Genomic DNA, 18,396 nt, shown 5'->3' with positions numbered 1-18,396 from the left:
TCCCAGCTCCTTTTCAGCCTAATAGATGTGATTCGTCAGGCAGACTGCTGCCGGCAGGTCTCGCATCGCCGCATTGGAAACGCTTTCGATCAAGCCTCCCTTCCGTACACGCCTATGGTAGCCCAGCCTCTCGGCCGCCGTATATGAACGGATATCGCGATCCGTGCAACTATTTCGCTATTTCAAAAAAAGAGATTAGCTTCAAAAAAACAGATTAAGATGCGTACGCGCGGACCGGAGATCGCCAGAGTTCCGCTGCTTCGCTCAGGAGAGTATGGCGTTCTTTTCAATCTATCGCGCAAAAGTGACGCTAGCCCATCCTTTGCTGCGGTATCTCGGTCTACAGGAAGCTGTAAGGGCAAAAAGTTACTCTGCAGGCTGGCGGACCGCAAATCCCTTATTCGCTCGCAAGGCCAAGCTCAACCGATGTTTGGAGAAACGCCGCAACGCGCAAAGAAACCGCCCCTCCGCAAACGACCGCTTATCGCAGTCATCTTCATAAAGGAACGGTTTCTTTTAAGTATGGTCCACCTTGCCTTGCCTTGCCTTGCCTTACTTCACTTCGTCACCTGCACGACCAGCGTCTCGCTTGTCGTCGCGCCGGCCGCGTTGGCGAGCTCCGCGCGGTATTCGTAGCTGCCCGGCGCCCGGCCGGAAACCGAAGTCTTGGCGGATTGCGCGGACGGCGTCCCGGCAGTGAGCTGCTGCGTATCGATCAGCTCGCCGTTCTCGTAAAGACGGTAAGTCCCGCCGTTCGTGCCCCACCACATGTTCATCGACACGTCGTAGCTGCCGTCGCCGTCCCAATTGTTCGCGGACAGCACCGGTTTGCCCGGCTTCGCGTCCTTGACGGTGACGGTGAGCGTCTCGCTGATCGTCTTGCCCTTCGCATTGATCAGCTCGGCCCGATAGCGGTAGGTTCCATCGGTCCGTCCCGAGATCGTCGTGACCGCGGATTGCGCGGCCGGCGATGCGCTGGCGAGCGACTTCGTATCGATGAGCACGTCGTTCTCGTACAGCTTGTAGACCGTACCGTTCTCGCCATACCAGAGATTCATCGTGATCTTGTAGTCGCCGTCGAGCAAGCCCGTGTCGTACCCGTTGTCGCTCGACAGCACCGGTTTGCCGGGCAGACCCGGCCCCTCGGTAGGCAATTCGCCCTTGATCTGCTCCGCGGTCAGCGTCACCGTGCCGTATGCCGCGATCTTGCCTGCGGCGTCCAGCTCGTAGACGGCGACCGCATTGCCCTCGGCGGCGGCGAGATCGCTGTCCGCCGCATAGTCGGCCGCGCTTTCCGGCGCCGCGCCGCCCAGATCCGGCGCCGCCGGCAGCTCCGCCGCCGACGCATACACGGCCGCCTTCAGCGCATGGCCCGCCGGCACGTCGCCCACCGCGAGCCGCGTCGTACCCGCGGCCGTGCCCGGCGCCGCCGACACGCTAAGCGCGGCCGCCGGATACGGCGCGATGTCGGCCGCGGCGAGCTGCCGCGAGCCGAACCGCGTGATCTTGCCCGTCGCCGTCGCCGTCTCGTAGACGCCGACGTAAGCGCCGGCCGCTGCCGCCGGCACCTCGAGCGCGGTTCCGCTCTCCAGCGGAACCGCCCCGTCCGGCAGCGCCGCGCTGCCCAGCTTCGGCGTCGCGAGCGGCGCCGCCGAGACGACCAGGTGCAGGCTGTGCGTCGCATCCGAAGCGACGGCGGTCACCTTGGTCGAGCCCGGCGCGCTGCCGGGCGCCACCGCGAGCGGCGTCGACAAGGCCGGCGCCGGCTCCTGCGGCAAGACCGAGAAGCGGACGTCGTCGAACAGCAGGTAGCTGAACCCGCTGGCGTAGAAACCGACCTTGCCCGACGGGCGGTAGCCCGGATCGGTGGCGTCCAGACGCAGCGCCCCGTTTACGTATACCTTGAGATGTCCGCCCTCAGCCAGAACCTTCACGTCGTACGTCGTATCGGCTGCGAGATCCCAGCCGGTCTGAGGCGCCGTTTTCAGCACGGCCCAGCTGCCGTTATACAGCACCCAATCCGACGTGCCATCCGTCTTCATCTTGTAGCCGATGCGCGTTGAAGCCGTCGCATCCTGCCGGTCGAAAATGTACAGCGTGCCCCCGCCCGTCGGCAGCGTCGGCGGCGTGCGGAGCTTGAACTCAAGCATATAATCCGAGAACGTTTTATCCAGAATTCCGGTGGCGCCGTTCAAAATCTTGTACCAGCGGTTCCCGTTCGCGTCCGCATAGATGCTGCGGTTCGGGTCGACGGGCCAGCCGTTGCCGCCCGATTCGAAGTTCGTGAAGTGCAAGACGTTCGACACGATGACCTGGATGGCCGCCGTCGCCTTCGCGTTTTCGACCGAGGTCGCCGTAATCGTCGCGTCGCCCTCGCTCACCGCTGTAACGACGCCACTCGCGCTCACCGTCGCCACCGACGGATCGCTCGACGTCCAGGTCAATCCCTTGTTGGCCGCGTCGACCGGATCGAAAGACACGGCGAGCTGCTTCGTCTCCCCGGCGGTGATGCGCACCGGATTTTCCGTCGGGAATACGCCGGACACGTCTGTCGTCGACGCCTTGAACTGAATATCGTCGAACATCATGTTCGTGACGTTGTTGACGTAGAAGCCGACTTTGCCGGTCGCGTTATGTCCCGGATCCGAGCCCTTCATCCGGAATGCGCCGTTCACGTAGACGCTGTAGTCCGAGCCCTTGACGAGCGCCTTAATATCGTACGTTGTATTCGGCAGCAGGTCCTGCCCCGGCAGCTTCACTTCCTTGAGCACCGCCCAGGCCGAGTTGTACAAAATCCAGGATGATGTGCCGTCCTCCCGCACCTTGTAGCCGATCCGTGTCGAGCCGCTGCCCACCTGCTTATCGAAGATGTACAGCGTAGCGAAAGCCGGCATGACTTCGGGCGTCTTCAACTTGAAGGTCAGCTCGTAGTCGGTAAAATCTTTGTTGATGAGCGTCGACGCGTTGTTCAGTAGCTTATACCACCGATTGTCGTCGACCTTCACGATCGAGCGGTTCGCATCCTGCGGCCACAGGCCCGATCCGGACTCGAAGTCCGTCCGGTCCATGACGCCGTCGCCGGTCTCGACGTGCACCGATACGACGGCCGTGAGGCTCGGATTGACGGCCGAGGCGACCGTGATCGTCGTATCGCCGACCGACTGTCCAGTGACGACGCCGGCCGCGCTGACCGTGGCGATCGACGGATCGGCGGAGACGAACGTGAGCGCCGACTGAGTGGCGTTCCACGGCAAGACCGCCGTTTGCAGCTTTACCGATTTGAAGCGGTCGACGGCGATGTCGTCGTTGTACACAGCGACGCCGGTGACCGGGAATTCATGCGGCCCCGCGGTCGTTCCCGGTGTTCCTGACGTGCCGATGTCGCCGAACGGAATTTGCGGGAAACCTGGAATCTGTGTGTAAGCAGGCGCATTCGCCGCAAGCGTCAGGTCGCCGCCGGCCAGGTTGACGAAGCCGGGATCGGTCGTCGTCACCCAGTTGTTCGCGTACTGGACCAGATTAAATTTGTCGTAGGCGCCATACACATTGGTTGTCACGCTCCGGGCGACATTCGGATTGTAGACGATGTTGCCCTGGAACGTGTTCGAGTCCGGATAGTATCGGTTTTCGTCAAAGAAGGTGGCGAGCTCAGGATACTTGGTCAGGTACGGCGTTCCAACGAAGTTGTTGTTCGCGGCGAACAGCGCCTGCCACTTCGGCATGTAGTTTTTTGCAATCTGCCCATCCGGCTTATCGCCCAGATAGATGTCCGCATAATCGTACGGCACCTTCGCGTCGACGAAAATGTTGTTGCGCGACAAAATGTACGAGCCGCCGTTGTTCTTGATGGCGGAATTGCCCATTTTGTAAAAGACGTTCTCCTCGATCTTCAGCCCCATCGTGAAGTTGTCGGGATAGATGCCCTCGACGCCGGCCTTGCTCGTGCCGATGTCGTGGAAATAGTTGCGCCGGATGACGGTGCCCCGCTGCTGCGGCGTCTCGCCCGCGTTCATGTAAATGGCGCCGAGATCGGAGAAGCTTTTGCACACGTCATAAATCTCGTTGTACTCGATCAGATGGTCGTTGCCGAAGACGAGTACGCCGGGGTGCGGCGCGTCGTGCAGCTCGTTGTGCGACATCCGGTTGCCGACACCCGACAGGATGACGCCGGGATTGTACGCCTTGTGATAATAGGCGAAGTCGTGAATATGCGAGTTCTCGACGTAGTTGTTGCCCGGCGCGAGCGTCGTCTTGTTGCCTCCGCTCAGCGTGACCGCAGTGCCGCCGATATGGTGGATATGCGAGCCTACGACGCCGAGATCGGTGCCCGGCGCGCCGTCGAAGATGTTGTAGAAAAACCGGCTCTGCGTGTTGATCAGCACGCCGCTGTTCGTAAAGTTGCGGATCTCGCTGTTCACGATGCGCACGTGGCTGCCGCCGACGATGACGGCCGCGGAGTCCCGCCCGTTTTCGAGAATAAGCTCCTTGAAGTCGATATAAGAAGCGTCGATCGAATTGATCATCGGCGTCTTCAGCATCGTCACCGTAATTTCGGGATTCGCGGTGTTAAACTCGGCGTTCGGCAAGTAATACAACTTGCCGGTGCCACGGTCGATGTAGTACTCGCCCGGCATATCGATCTCCTCGAGCAGGTTCTGCGCGAAGTGGAAGTCCGGGTACCAGTTCTTGTACAACCCGCTCATCTCGCCGTAACGCAGCGTGATCGTCTTGTTCGTCGTGTCGATATTGGCGATCTTGTTGTACGACCATTCCCAGCTGTAGCCGAAAATGCCGTCCAGCCAGATATCGTCCGCCTGCGTCCAGTACTGCGGCCGGTCGTACGTATACGTAAACGTGCCGCCGCGCTGCTGCAGGTCCGCGTCCTTGCGCGTCGGGCCCGGGTCGATGATGTCCCCCATCTGGACCGTACCTTCGTTCGGCCAGCGGGCGAGCGTCATGCCCTGGCCGTTCACGTACAGCTCCATCGGCGGCACCTGGCTCAGGTCGTTCGCCAGATAGTAGCCGTGGCGGCTCATCACGCCATAGTCGGTAATGCCGAGCGCCGCAAGGTCGATCTGCAGCACCTTCGCTCTCGCGTCCTGACTAATGATGCGATTCAGCACGGCGGAGTCGGTCACCGGCGCGAACCCGCTCTTCGGGATGTCGCGGCCGCCGGACAGGCGGACCGTCTCCCCGGGGTACGCCATGTACGTGATCGTCTTGCCGGCTTCGCCCGAGTCGTCCGCGCCGAGCTCGAAGCTCGACGTTCGCTCGTACAGCCCTTCTCGCAGGTAGACGGTGACGCCGCCGTCCGGCAGGCCGCCGTTCTCCTTCATGTCGCGGATGGCGTCGCGCGCCTTCTCCAGCGTCTTGAAGGGCGCGGCGATCGTGCCGGCATTGGCGTCGCTGCCGTTCGTCGCGACGTACAGGACCGCGCCGTTACCGGGCGCCTCGTCGGTCGCAGCGGATACTTGCATCATCGGAAAAGCGCAGAATAATACCATCAAGCCTGCGAGCCAAGCCGTCATCCGTCTTTTCATGTGCATGCGTTTCCATCTCTCCTTAACGTATGAGTCTGGAACACCGCGCCCGACTTCGGCGCCTTTCTCGTTGCCGCGAACCGTTTATGCGATTATTTTTCGATTATTTTTTGAGACCCGACGTCTTCAGGTACTCCTCGAATTGCTTCGTGACCTCGGCGACGTACTTCTCTTCTCCGGCTTCCTTCAGCTTCTCGTACAGACCCGGCCACGTCTTGTCGAAGTCGAGCGTGCCGGTCTGGATGCCCTTCTTGTACTCGCCCCATACCGCGTTCAGGTTGGCGATCTCGGTGACGACAGGCTCGGAGTTGAACTTGAAGCCGCCGACCGGGTTCAATTCGGCCGTTTCGTTGATTTTCTTCGTTTGCTCCCATACGTCCTTCGGCTGGCCTTCCTTCAGGTAGCTGTTGAACACGTTGCCGAAGATGAAGTCCATGTTCGGACGGTACTTGGAATCTTCTTTCGGCGTGATGAAGCCTTCCGCGCTCTTCGTATAGTGCTCGCCTTCGATGCCGTTGCTGATCAGGTTATACAGCTCCGCGTCGCTGTTCATCAGGTTGATAAGCATCATCGCGCGCTCCGGATTTTTGGACGTGCGGCTGATCGACAGGTTGGTCGTCGCGGAGTAGCCGTTCGTGAACCAGTCGCTGATCGGCACGACGATCACGTCGTTGCCGCCGTTGCGGCCTTTGACTTCGGCTTCGACGCCAGGCTTCAAGACGTTTTGGAAATCGACCGCGATCTGCCCTTTCGCCTGGTAATCCGTCATCTTGGCCGTAGCTGCGTCTTTGTAGATGTAACCGGCTTTGTACCACTTGCTTGCCAGTCTGAACGTGTTCAGCTCTTCCTCCGGATAGCGGTACAGCTTGTAGGTCGGGTCGCCCGACTTGATGAAGAAGTGGTCGTCAAGCCCCGGCACGCCCCAGTACGTCGCGTCGTGCAGCACGGTATTGTAGTAGCCGTTGAACGGAATGATGTCCGGCTCGCCTTGCTTGATCTTCTCGAGGAAAGGCTCGATGTCTTCCATCTTCTTGATGGAGGCGGTGTCGAGCTGATACTTATCGGCAAAACGCTTCTGGATGATAAAGCCGTAGCGCGAGCCGTTGATCTGCTGGTTGGCGACGCCGTAGATCTTGCCGTCAACCGTAAGGCCGTCCCACATATACTGCGGCATGTCGGCCTTCAGCGCCGGCGCATATTGCTCGATGAGATCGTCGAGCGGCTGCAGCGCGCCCTTGCGGACGAGCTCCTCCGGCTTGATCAGGTAGCCGGTCCACATGATGTCGAACGTCTCGCTGGCGGCCAGCACGGTGTTCATCTTTTGCACGTAGTCACCCAATGCAACCGGTTTCAGTTTGACGGTTGCGTTAATCTTTTCTTTGACGATCTTGTTGACCGCGTCTTCGACCTTCTGCTGGTCCGGCTGCATCTGGTTCAGCGGATAGTACCACGTCAGCTCGACCGGCTTGAGCTCGGAGCCGCTCGATGCCGTCGCCGACGCGCTGGACGCCGCCGGGGACGAACCGCTCGCGCTAGGCGAAGCGGCGGAATTGCCCCCGTTGTTGTTGTTGCCGCAAGCCGCCAGCGCGGTTGCGGTCAGCAGCGCGATCGCCGCCGTGGAGCCGATTTTTCTTTTCAGCATTCCTGTGACCTCCTAGTTTTGTGCTCTGATTTGAATATGTTAACCCTTGAGGGAGCCAACCGTAAGTCCTTTGACGAAAAAACGCTGGAAAAACGGGAACACGATGAGCATCGGACCGCCCGCCAGAACGGCGATCGCCATTCGCGCGGAGTTGTTCGGGAAGTGCGACAGATCGATGCCCAGCTGCTGGGCGAAGTCCGAGTTGGCCGTGATGAACTCGATGCTGTTCAGCGTCCGCACGAGCAGCAGCTGCAGCGGCACCTTGTTCGGGTCGTCGATGTACAGCATGGCGTTGAACCATTCGTTCCAGTAGGCGAATGCGATGAGCAGGCCCATCGTCGCCAGCGCCGGCGTGGACAGCGGCAGGATAATGCGGAAGAAAATCTTGAACTCCCGCGCCCCGTCGATCTTGGCCGACTCGATCACCTCGAACGGCAGCTTCGACAGGAACCCTTTCATTACCATGATATTGAAAGGCGACAGCAGGACGGGAAGGATCAGCGCCAGCAGACTGTCCTTCAAATGCAAGTATTGCGTGACCAAAATGTAAGAAGGAACAAGTCCTCCGCTGAACAGCATCGTGAAGAAAACGTAGAACGTGGTCATCCGGTTGTACCGGTAATCCGGGCGGGAGACGACGTAAGCGGTCATCGCGGTGATGAGCAGGCTGACGATCGTGCCTACGACCGTCACGATCAGCGTCACCTCGTAAGCCCGGAACAGAATGACCGGGGAGTCGAGCATGTAGCGGTAAGCGTTCAGACTGAAGTCGCTCGGCCAGAATTGGTAGCCATGCTGCGTCAGCGCCTGTTCGTCCGTGAAGGAGACGGAAACGACGAGCAGGAACGGCAGAATCATCGCCACGGATAGGATGACGAAGAACAGGTGGATAAACGTGCGCGGGATCGGTCTTGCTTGCTGCATCTGCGATTCCTCCTTACCACATCGAGTGATCCGGGTTGATTTTGCGTACAATGCCGTTCGCCGTGAGCACCAGGACGAGGCCGACGATCGATTGATAGAAGCCTACCGCGGCCGACATGCTCACGTTCCCGACTTCGCGAAGCGCCCGGTATACGTAGGTGTCGATGACGTCCGTGGAAGAGAACAGGAAGCCCGAGTTGTTCGGAATGAAGTAATGCAGCCCGAAGTCGCCGCGGAACATGCCGCCGATCGACAGAATGAGCATGATGATGATGAGCGGCGTGAGCAGCGGCACGGTGATTTTGAGCGCCATCTGCGCTTTGGTCGCGCCGTCGATTCGGGCAGCCTCGTAATAATCGCCGCTGATGCCCATGATGCCCGCGAAGTAGATCAGTGTCGTGAAGCCGATCGCCTTCCAAAGGTGTACGACGATGAGGATGACCGGCCAGGGACCCGAATCTTGATACCAGCTGACCGGATCGAACCCGAGAGAGATCAGCATCCGGTTGATGAAGCCGTCCGAATGATTCAGGAACGCGTAGGCGATGTAGCCCACGAGCACCCAGGATAAGAAGTGAGGCAGGAACAGCGCCGTCTGGTAAAACTTCGTATACTTCGCCTTCAGCTCGTTCATGAGCACCGCGAGTAACAGGGCGCCGAGCGTCGTGATCAGCATGTAGCCGGCGTTGTACAGCACGGTGTTGCGCGTGATTCGCCAGGCGGTGTCCGTCGTGAACAGGAACCGGAAATTGTCCAGGCCGACCCACTTGCTCCCGAACATTCCGAGATCGTAACGATAATTTTTGAAGGCGATGACGAGCCCGATCATCGGCAGGTACGCGAAGATCAATTTGTAAATGAGGCCGGGCAGCGACAGCAGGAACAGCTCCCGGTTGTTCTTGAAATGCTTGAGCTCTCTTCGGATAAACGATTGGCGCTTCGGCTTGTTGGCGGTGCCTGCCGGCGACGACTGTGCGTCGGCTAATGCGCTTGTGCGGCTCTGGTCGCTCAGGGCGACCGATGCTTTGTTCGGCATGACGAATGCTCCTTCCCTTGCTTCCCCTTGCTGCGTTGTTGCTCCCGCTTGCAGGTCTAACGATAGCGCAGAGGGCTTCGGAGGCGGTACTGTACATATGCAGGATTCCTGTAAACGCAGGCTGTACGTATGCCAGAATGTTGTAACGGCGCGGCTTGCGGGCTGTACAGGTGGCGTACAGTGTGCTGTACAGGTACGGTGGTGCGGCCAGCTTCGCGACAAACAAGCCAGCCGGATATCCCGGCCGACCAGCGCGCCGAAAGTAGTCTCAGTCAGCACTTCTTCGTCCACCCGCCCGACCAGCGCGCCGAAAGTAGTCTCAGTTAGCACTTCTTCGTCCACCCGCCCGACCAGCGCGCCGAAAGTAGTCTCGGTCAGCACTTCTTCGTCCACCCGCCCGACCTGCGCGCCGAAAGTAGTCTCAGGTAGCACTTCTTCGTCCACCCGCCCGACCAGCGCGCCGAAAGTAGTCTCAGGTAGCACTTCTTCGTCCACCCGCCCGACCAGCGCGCCGAAAGTAGTCTCAGTCAGCACTTCTTCGCCCACCTGCCCGACCAGCGCGCCGAAAGTAGTCTCAGTCAGCACTTCTTCGTCCACCCGCCAGACCAGCGTGCCGAAAGTAGTCTCAGTCAGCACTTCTTCGTCCACCTGCCCGACCAGCGCGCCGAAAGTAGTCTCAGCTAGCACTTCTTCGCCCACCTGCCCGACCAGCGCGCCGAAAGTAGTCTCAGCTAGCACTACTTGGCACATCCGCCTGACCAGCGAGTCAAAAGAAGTCTCAATCGGCACCTCTTCGCACATCCGCCCGACTATCGCGTCGCAGTAACGTCCGTGAACGCTACTTTGCTCCCTAACCCGCGGTTTTCGCGAAAGTAACGTCCGTGAGCGGTACTTCGACACACCAACCGCCCGTTGTCCCGGAAGTAACGTCCGTAAACGTTACTTTGATCCGCCAACCAGCCAACGCCCTCACCCGGGCCAGTTCGACTCGGTAAATTTGCGCAGCAAAAAGCCCGTACCGGGTTACCGGACGGGCATGGCTCACGATGGCTTACGTATTGCGTTCGATAGCGGATTTGAGTCTGTACTCCTTGGGCGTAACGCTGTACCGGCGCTTGAACAGCCGGTAAAAGTAGCTCTCATTGCCGAAGCCGACCCGCTCCATAATCTCCGACACCGTCAAGTCCTGCTGCTCGAGCAGCAGTCTCGCCTGCGCAAGCCGCGCGGCGTTGATCCGGTCGACGACCGTCTCCCCCGCCTGCGCCTTGTACACCTGGCCGAGGTATACCGGGTTCATCTTCAGCATGTCGGCGATCTTCTGGACGTTCAGGTCCGGATCGGCGAAGTGCTTGTCCACGATCTCCGCGATCGTGTCGGCAAGCAGCCGGCTCTTGTCCTCCTTGCCGCTCTGACGCTGCTCGAACATCTCCCGCGCCACGGCGAGCAGCACGTCCCGCGCCTCGTCCAGCGTCTCGGTGCCGACCAGGCGCCGGTTGACCGCGTGAAGGTCGACGGATACCGGATTCAGATTGAATTGATTCATCTCGCCGAGCGTGTTGCTGATCGTCATCCCCATCTGCAGGAGCGCCGAAAACATATTTTCGAAGCTAAACGCGCCGATCGCCCGCTGCCAGCTCTCGATCGCCTCGGTCGTCTGCGCCAGGTTACCGCTCTTGAGCCCCTCGATCAGTTGCTTGTCCAGTTCGCCGGGAATCCGGAACTGCTCGTTGCGCTCGTTGGCTTCGATATCCTCCGGCTCGATGACCGCTCCGTGCCCGAGGCTCATCCGGTAGTCGGACTGCCGCAGCGTCAAGGCATAGTGCCGCGAGATGTCGCGGTAATGACCGAAGGGGCGGCTCAAGGCAACGGTGAACGATACCCGGTAAAAGGACATAATCGTCGCTTGCAGCTCGCGGAACCGTTCGCCCAGCGCCTCAAGGCCCCCTTCTCCCCTGCCGCTGACGATAAACACGAGATGGCCGTCTTTCATATCCGCGTACTCGCAGTCGTAGTCGCCGCGAAGCAGCTCTTCGCCGATATTGGCGATGGCGAACGTAAAGAGCGATTCGGAGCCGGCGCCCGATGCCGCGACGAGCGTCTCCCTACGGTCGAGACGTACGACCGCAAGTCTCAGCGCGCCGGATGCCGCGATATCGATGCCGTACTGTTCGCGGTTCTGCAAGAACTCGGGTTCCGATACGGCCTCGCTCCCGCCGAGCAGGCTCCGCAGATGGTACACCTTGGCGATGTTGCGCTTGGAAGCCTCGTCGCGCTCCAAACCCCTGAGCCTGTCGACCATACCGATGTAATTGGATTCGATGAGCGTCAGCTCGTCCTTTACCTGCAGGTGTCCGCGCGGATCCTCGGGAATGAGACTGAGCAGTCGCCCGACGGGGCGGTACAGCCGCAGGGAGAAAAATACCGACAGCAGCACAGCGAACAGGACGACCGACAGCATGACCCCGATTTCCGTCCATTTCATCCGGTTCACGTTGCCCAGCACCGCATCGTAATCGCGCAGGCTCAAAATACGCCAATTGTTCATCCCTTTACCCAAGTAGGCGACCTTGTACTTCTTGCCGGCGTGCCGATGCACGAAGTCCTCCAGACTGCTGGAGGAGGCCGCGATCCGCGGCATCACCTCGTCCTTGAGCGCCAGCTGGGCCGGCGTCAGCGGCTCGCTGGACATGAGGACGTTGCCGTCTCCGTCGGTCACGAGAAGCAGGTCCTTTTCCCGGTCCGCCAGCTTGTTGAGCGCCTTCACGTTGTCCAGCATCCAGTCCGGCTTCACCGTCAGCACTAGAACGCTGCCGTTGACCGAACCTAGCGAAGGGCCGTCGTACAGAAAGCAGGCGAAAACGTCGATGCCGCTGCCGCCGCCGTCCAGGTCGAGTGGCATGAGCTGGAGCTTCGGAACGTCCGGGTGCTGCTGCAGGTATCCGCCTAACACCTCGTATAACCGGCTGTTGTCCATCCCGTGGTTCAGCGAGGAATAAAAGCGCTTCTGGTTCGGGTTGTAAAACGCCACGGCATGCAAATAGGGCGACTCGGCGACCGTACGATCGAGCCTGTCGATCTTCAGAATGCTCTGCCGGTAGTCGGCCCCCGCCTTCAGCGCGATCAACTCGTCGTCGTTGAACAGGGAGACGGCCATGTCCTTGACGATGCCGTTCATGTTCTCGATGTTGTAGTTGATCTGCGTGAGCAGCTTGCGGTCGGCGTCGTTCTGCAGGCTGAGCACCTTGCCGCGGGCGTTGACGTTGAGCAAATAGGCGGTCACCGCGAGGGTGACGACGACGAGCATGAAGCTGAGGAGGATTCGCTGCAGAAACTTGCGCGTGCGGAGCGTTCGGAACACGTTCATAAGGCTTCTCTCCCGAGTTGCATTCGTGCACTAACTATAATCGCTCCCTCTTTTTGTTGTCAACGGATGGAAAAAAAAGAGAGCGGCCCGACGCCGCGCGCGTCCGACCGCTCCCCGACCGCATCGGCTTAGTTGCGTCCGTAATACAGCTTCAGATTGGCGATATCGACCAGATACAAAATATCGACGCCGTTCGCGTTTCGCTCCACCGCGAGGCGCTGGATCGGGATGCCCGGCGCGAGCGACGACTGGCTCCATCCGGTGCCCGACTGCACAGCCATGAAGGCGCGGTCCGTACCGGCCGCCGTCACGAAGTAGACGCGCGATTGCGCGCCTGTCCAGGTGACGTCGATGGCGGCCGTCGTCTCGGAAGCGTCGTAGACGGTCTGCAAGCTCCAGCCTGCCGATCCGCGCGTCGCCTGCTTGACCGAGAACGTCGTGCTTCCCTCTTCGCGGTAACGGTAAGCGATGACCGGACGGTTGGCCGAATCGACGGTGAGCTTGGCGCTTTGCACGCCGGGGCCGCCGGGATCGCTGCCGCTCTGCACGTAAGCCTCGGTCGGCGCCATCGGCTGCACGATGTCGGCCGTCGTCAGCGATACGGGTACCGATACGGGCGTGCCGTCCGCTTTGGAGAACGCGTTCGTGGAAGGACTGTATTTAAGGTACGACAGCTGATGGCGCAGCGGGCTGGCCGCGAAGTACGCCCATTCGAACAAAATATGCAGGTCGCCGTTTGCGTCGAACGCCAGGTCGTCCGGGTACACCGAGCGATTAAGCGTTGAGGCGATAACCGCGATCTGACTCCACGTCGAAGCCGCATTGTCCCAGCGCAGCAACACGCCGTTGCGCTTGCCGGCAGCGTCCTGGCTGGACCGGACGAGCAGGTACAGGTCACCGTTCGGCGCCGTCGTCACGATCGGGTATGTGACCTTCATCGTCTGGTCGGGCATATCGGCCGAGTGATTCTGCGGCACGCCGCCGACCGTATCCGACCTGAAGTAATGCCAGGCCGAATCGTGCATGGAGGCGAATACGTGGAAACGTCCGCTGCCGTCGCGCGCGATCGACGGCTGGTTGTGACCGTTGTCGTCGGCGTACTCCGCTACGGCCGTGCCGTCCATGACGGGGATATTCGACCAAGCCCCCGCTCCGTCCCGCCTCGCGATATACACTTTGTGCTTGCCTGCGGTGCTGCCCGGCGCATTGTACGCCATATAGGCGTATTCGAGACCGGTTCCGTACGTCTCCAGCGGACTCCACCAGCCCGCCTGATTGCTCGAATCCATCGCGTACGGCACCTGCGTCAGCGTCGCCGCCGCGCTTCCCGTGCCAGCGGGCAAGAGCGACGCGAGCGCGAGCCCCGCGATCCACGTTTTGAGCTGACTTTTCCAATTCATCATCCACCTTCTCCTCTCCATCGCTTGGAATGAACCGCAGCTTGCGGAGCGGCCGCTTCGGCAGCGGACGCCGGTGAAGCGCTTGCATGAACGGCCGCCGGGATCGGCGACAGGCTTATCGTATCATGCGGGCCGCGGGCCGCGTCAGCCACAAAATGATGCAGGCGATAGAACAAAATGAGGGAATTCGAGGGCGAATAGAACAAAATTGCGAGAGAAGCAGGCAATAGGGAAGCGTGCCGGCGAGCGCCGTGAGCCATGAGGTTCGGAAGTGTGCACGTAGATCGATCGTTGGCGCTTGCAGCCGGAGTCGGGGGGTGAAGTATGCACGTAGATCGATCGTTGGCGCTTACGGCCGGAGTCGGGGCGTTAAGTATGCACGTAGATCGATCGTTGGCGCTTGCGGTCGGAGTTGGGGTGTGAAGTGTGCACATAGATCGATAGTTGCCGCTTGAAGCGGGCGTAGCGATCCCGAACAGGCTGCCGAGTCACGTTTTCCTGACGCCGGCAGCCTTGCCGGGGCCACGCGCCCGAAGGCGCGCGTCCTTCTTTATGCGAACTTGTACGTCCAGAAGCGCTCCGTGCCGAAGCGTTCCTGCACTTCGCGGTTTTTGTGCGGATTTTTCTCGAACAGCTGCGGGACGTAAAATTGCGAGCGGTGCGACAGGATTGACGCGATCTTCTGCTTCAGAAAGTCGCTCACGTCCACAAAGACGTCGGGAGCGCCGATCGACTCCTGGTGATTGTGCGAAAAGGCAAGGCAGTGCACGGGCGGACGGGAGGACGGATCCAGCTTGCCGATCGTGCGGACGACCGCGGCGCCGGTCGCGTCGTGGTCCGGATGGACCGCGAAGCCCGGGAAAAACGTGATGACGAGCGTCGGATCGAGCTCCGCGAGCAGTTCCCCGATTTTCAGATCCAGCAGATCCTGATCCTCGAATTCAAGCGTCTTGTCGTGAAAGCCGAGCAGGCGAAGATCCTGGATGCCGATGGCCTTGCAGGACTGCTCAAGCTCGCCCTTGCGGATCTGCGGGAGCGTGATGCGGTTCGCGAAAGGCGGATTGCCCATATTGCGCGCCCGCTCGCCTAGCGTCAGACAAGCGTAAGTGACATGGGCGCCCGCCGCGATATGCTTGGCCAGCGTGCCCGAGATGCCGAAGCATTCGTCGTCCGGATGCGGCAGCACGACTAGTATACGTTGTTCCATCGATCTCTTCCTCTCCCGGTCGTTAGATTAAAAGGGCTCACGGCTGAGCTGCAGTGCGACGACCAGCTTGCCCGAGCTGTCGTGTCCGGCCATAATGAGGCGATCCGCGTCGGTCTCGTCGTAATGCGTCAGACCCTCTGCGTAAATCCAGCCTTTTTCCATTTTTAAGCCGACGCGATACGGTCCGCTGCCCGAGATCGAGCCGATGCCGTAACGGATCAAAGCGTTCGTAATAAAGTTGGCCGCAGGATGTTTGGTACTATCATTGTGGGCCGCATAAGCGCCCGTCGTCAATTCCAGGTGTATGTACAGGTCCTGATCCTTGAGCGAATCGATCCTGTTCTGAATTTCCACGGTTTGAATCGGTAGCATGTCGGCGCCTCCTCCGCTATTTATGATTCAATATACCACAGTCAAACGAACGGCGCATGCGCGCGATCGACGCGTGCCGGCGGAATATGCCGAAAAGTGTTTATCCCGCCATGCGGACGGGGTATGTTGTTGGTGGCACCCAAACGGAAGGAGCGATCGAGATGGCAAAGGAACTGGCGCTGCACGAGAAGCTTGAGGTTCATGAACTGTTGACGCTGAAGACGTCGTGCGCCACGAAGGCGCGCGCGATGGTGGCATTCGCGCAGGATGAGAAGCTGAAGGCGCTGATCGAGCAGGACCTGGTGAACTCTTCCAAGGCGATCGAAGAATTGAAGTCCATCCTACAATAAGAGGTGATCCGCATGGCAACGACGACGATGAAAAAGGAAGAGCTGGTAAAAGCGACTGCGCCGCTGGACGATCTGGCGATCGCGACGGATATGCTGCTGTCGGCGAAAGCCGCCGTACGGAGCTACGCCATCGCATTGACCGAGACGGCGACCCCGAAGGTTCACAAAATTTTGCGCGCACAGCTCGACACGGCGATCGACACGCATCAGAAGATCGCGGCATATATGATCGAAAACGAGATGTATCATCCCTACAACGTGGAAAAGCAGGTCGAACACGACGTGCTTAAAGCAGACACCGCGCTGTCGCTGATCAAGGAATAGCGCAAGCCGGGCGCCTTCGGGCGCTTTTTTTTTATGGCCGCGGATATGCTACGGTATAGGCATGGAATATGCGAAGACGGAATTCGGAAAGGAAATGTGCGTGCATGAAAGTAGGAATCCTGGATCAAGCCCCGATCGTGAAAGGCAGCGACGCGCCCCAGGCGCTGCGTAACGCCGAGGAGATCGCCGTCCTTGCGGACGAGCTCGGCTACCATCGGATGTGGATGGCGGGGCATCACAATACACGCAACTTCGCGAGCACGGCGCCGGAGATCATCGCCGCGCGGCTCGCTGCACTGACGAAGCGCATCAGGATCGGCACCGGCGGCGTCATGATGATGCACTATTCGCCGCTCAAGCTGGCCGAAGTATTCAAGACGCTCAGCGCCTTCTCGCCCGGGCGCATCGACTTCGGCGCCGGCCGCGCGCCGGGCGGCGATCACTACTCGACACGCGCGCTCGCCGAGGGAAGGGCGCATCTGCCCGGCGACCTGTACGACAAGCTGTATACGACGATGCAGCTCATCGCCGACCGCGCGCCGAAGGACCCGCTGTACGAAGGTCTGCTGGCTTCCCCGTACGACGTGCCGCTGCCCGAAGCCTGGCTGCTCGGCTCCACCGGCAACAGCGCCGTCCGGGCCGGACGGCTCGGGGTGGGCTATTCGTTCGCTCAGTTTTTTAACGGTGAAATGACGCGCGAGATTTTCGACGCCTACAGGGACAACTTCGAGCCGTCCTACTTCATGCCGAAACCCCTCATTCTCGTGACGTATGCGGCCACGGTGGCAGAGACCCGCGAGGAAGCCGAATATATTGCGAAGCCGGCCGACCTGATGCGTCTGTCGCTTATGCGAGGCTCGCTGCAGCAGATCATGACGCCGGAGGAGGCGCGGGATTATCCGCTGACCGAGACCGACCTCGCCATCATCCGCGAAAACCGCAAGCTCCATCTCGTCGGCACGCCCGCCGAGGTCGCCGACCAGCTGCGCCGGGACCAGGAGGTTTACGGCTTCGACGAAGTGATGATCAACAGCACGCCGCACGGCATGGCCGAGCGACTCAACGTGTTTCGCTTGCTGGCGCGGGAGCTTGTGCGGTAAAGACGGGTTTATGAGACCGGCGAATTGTTCGGAATTCGCCGGTTTGGTCGCTTACGTTACGTTCTCGCCCACAGTTCCGGCGGATTCAGCTCGTACACCTCGTTTTCCCGAAACATGAACTGATGCATAATGAATTCTCTTCGAATCGTCGCGAAGTCCTCGTGATAAAGTTTGATAAACGCATTGATCTCCTGCTCGCCGTAGCGGCGCCCCGCTTCCAGCTTGGACGCGAGATGAGCCAACACGATCAGCTTCTTTTTAAGCTGCGCGGGCAGATGCTTCAGTCTGCCTTCCGCGGTGAAGAAGTTTTTGACTACCGTCTCCTTCAGACGCGTATCCTGCTCGATGTCCACTTCGTTCGTGCCCCCTTCCCTGTGTTTATAGATGAGCGCTACGGCCGCGCTTGCATTGTTTTTAAGAAAATAGTCGTTGAGCGAGAAATAAATCGTATTTTTCTCCCGCCGCTCGCGAACGAGACTGGCCTCGCGCAGCTTCGCCGCATGATGCGTAATCGTGGCGGGCGTCAGATGAAGCCGCTCCGCCAGCTCCAGCCCGCTCAGTTCCCCGCCGGCCAGCAATATCAACATCCGCAGCCGCGTCGGATCCGCCAGCGCCTTGTGGTAGGCGACGACTTTGTCGAGCTGCATGGGTTACACACCTCCACACTAAAGATTAGGTAATTATCTAATTAGATGTTAGTTAAATCTGTTCAGTGTGTCAATACGTAAGCCTGGCGTGTGTCGCAACGCCTGCTGTAGTGACGGCGATTGAGGGATCTACGGGCACGTTGGCGCCATCCCCTGCTGTAGAGCAGGCGTTGAGTTAGTTTGTGGACGAGGCGGCAGCATCCCCTGTTGTATAGCAGGCGTTGAGTTAGTTTGTGGACTCGCGGGCGGCATCGCCTGCTATATAGCAGGCGATTGGAGAATCTACGGGCATGCTGGCGCCATCCCCTGCTGTATAGCAGTCGATGGCCGCATCACCCGTCTCAAACGGCAAAAAGCCGCCCCTGCCTCCGCAAATCGCGCGGCGGGCCGGGACGGCTCCTTAAAATCAAGCTCTCTTCTTGCGCGTCAGAACGTCGAAGATGACGGCCGCGGCCAGGACGCCGCCGCGGATCATGTACTGGTACGAGAT

The 18,396-nt window shown here is 60.0% G+C and carries 12 protein-coding genes; 3 read left to right on the top strand and 9 right to left on the bottom strand.

Annotated features, from left to right (window positions below):
• Window positions 1–557 precede the first annotated feature (557 nt).
• From KVT38_RS26720 to KVT38_RS26685, 8 genes are all read right to left on the bottom strand, one after another.
• Window positions 558–5,540 (bottom strand): Ig-like domain-containing protein, encoded by a 4,983-nt coding sequence (locus tag KVT38_RS26720; protein ID WP_254639586.1) that lies wholly within the window; start codon window positions 5,538–5,540, stop codon window positions 558–560.
• A gap of 103 nt (window positions 5,541–5,643) precedes the next feature.
• Complete coding sequence (locus KVT38_RS26715) at window positions 5,644–7,182, bottom strand: ABC transporter substrate-binding protein (protein ID WP_254639581.1); 1,539 nt, start codon at window positions 7,180–7,182, stop codon at window positions 5,644–5,646.
• Window positions 7,183–7,221: 39 nt separating this feature from the next.
• Window positions 7,222–8,106 (bottom strand): carbohydrate ABC transporter permease, encoded by an 885-nt coding sequence (locus KVT38_RS26710; RefSeq protein ID WP_217596803.1) that lies wholly within the window; start codon window positions 8,104–8,106, stop codon window positions 7,222–7,224.
• 13 nt (window positions 8,107–8,119) lie between these two features.
• Window positions 8,120–9,880, bottom strand: a complete 1,761-nt coding sequence (locus KVT38_RS35635) for an ABC transporter permease (protein WP_368859167.1) — start codon at window positions 9,878–9,880, stop codon at window positions 8,120–8,122.
• Window positions 9,881–10,193: 313 nt separating this feature from the next.
• Window positions 10,194–12,506 carry a helix-turn-helix domain-containing protein gene (locus KVT38_RS26700; protein WP_217596802.1) on the bottom strand — a complete coding sequence of 771 codons (2,313 nt, stop codon included), beginning with the start codon at window positions 12,504–12,506 and terminating at the stop codon, window positions 10,194–10,196.
• A gap of 128 nt (window positions 12,507–12,634) precedes the next feature.
• Window positions 12,635–13,909 (bottom strand): BNR-4 repeat-containing protein, encoded by a 1,275-nt coding sequence (locus tag KVT38_RS26695; protein WP_217596801.1) that lies wholly within the window; start codon window positions 13,907–13,909, stop codon window positions 12,635–12,637.
• A 547-nt stretch (window positions 13,910–14,456) separates the two neighbouring features.
• Complete coding sequence (gene bshB2 / locus KVT38_RS26690) at window positions 14,457–15,113, bottom strand: bacillithiol biosynthesis deacetylase BshB2 (protein ID WP_217596800.1); 657 nt, start codon at window positions 15,111–15,113, stop codon at window positions 14,457–14,459.
• A 27-nt stretch (window positions 15,114–15,140) separates the two neighbouring features.
• A complete protein-coding gene (locus tag KVT38_RS26685; protein WP_217596799.1) occupies window positions 15,141–15,485 on the bottom strand; it encodes a YojF family protein in 345 nt (114 codons plus the stop codon).
• A gap of 161 nt (window positions 15,486–15,646) precedes the next feature.
• Between KVT38_RS26685 and KVT38_RS26680 the strand changes: the two genes are divergently transcribed.
• From KVT38_RS26680 to KVT38_RS26670, 3 genes are all read left to right on the top strand, one after another.
• On the top strand, window positions 15,647–15,835 hold the full coding sequence (locus KVT38_RS26680; protein ID WP_217596798.1) for a spore coat protein: 189 nt from the start codon (window positions 15,647–15,649) through the stop codon (window positions 15,833–15,835).
• Window positions 15,836–15,847: 12 nt separating this feature from the next.
• The gene (locus tag KVT38_RS26675) at window positions 15,848–16,159 is read left to right on the top strand and encodes a spore coat protein (RefSeq protein WP_217596797.1); all 312 of its coding nucleotides are present in this window, start codon (window positions 15,848–15,850) and stop codon (window positions 16,157–16,159) included.
• 104 nt (window positions 16,160–16,263) lie between these two features.
• Window positions 16,264–17,259 carry an LLM class flavin-dependent oxidoreductase gene (locus KVT38_RS26670; protein WP_217596796.1) on the top strand — a complete coding sequence of 332 codons (996 nt, stop codon included), beginning with the start codon at window positions 16,264–16,266 and terminating at the stop codon, window positions 17,257–17,259.
• Between the two features lie 56 nt (window positions 17,260–17,315).
• Here KVT38_RS26670 and KVT38_RS26665 read toward each other — a convergent pair whose 3' ends face one another.
• On the bottom strand, window positions 17,316–17,906 hold the full coding sequence (locus tag KVT38_RS26665) for a DUF2087 domain-containing protein (protein ID WP_217596795.1): 591 nt from the start codon (window positions 17,904–17,906) through the stop codon (window positions 17,316–17,318).
• Window positions 17,907–18,396 lie beyond the last annotated feature (490 nt).

Source organism: Cohnella sp. GbtcB17 (assembly GCF_019091135.1).
Classification (GTDB): Bacteria; Bacillota; Bacilli; order Paenibacillales; family Paenibacillaceae; genus Cohnella.
The sequence above is the reverse complement of the archived record's forward strand: the minus strand, read 5'-3'. Positions and strand labels throughout refer to the sequence as shown.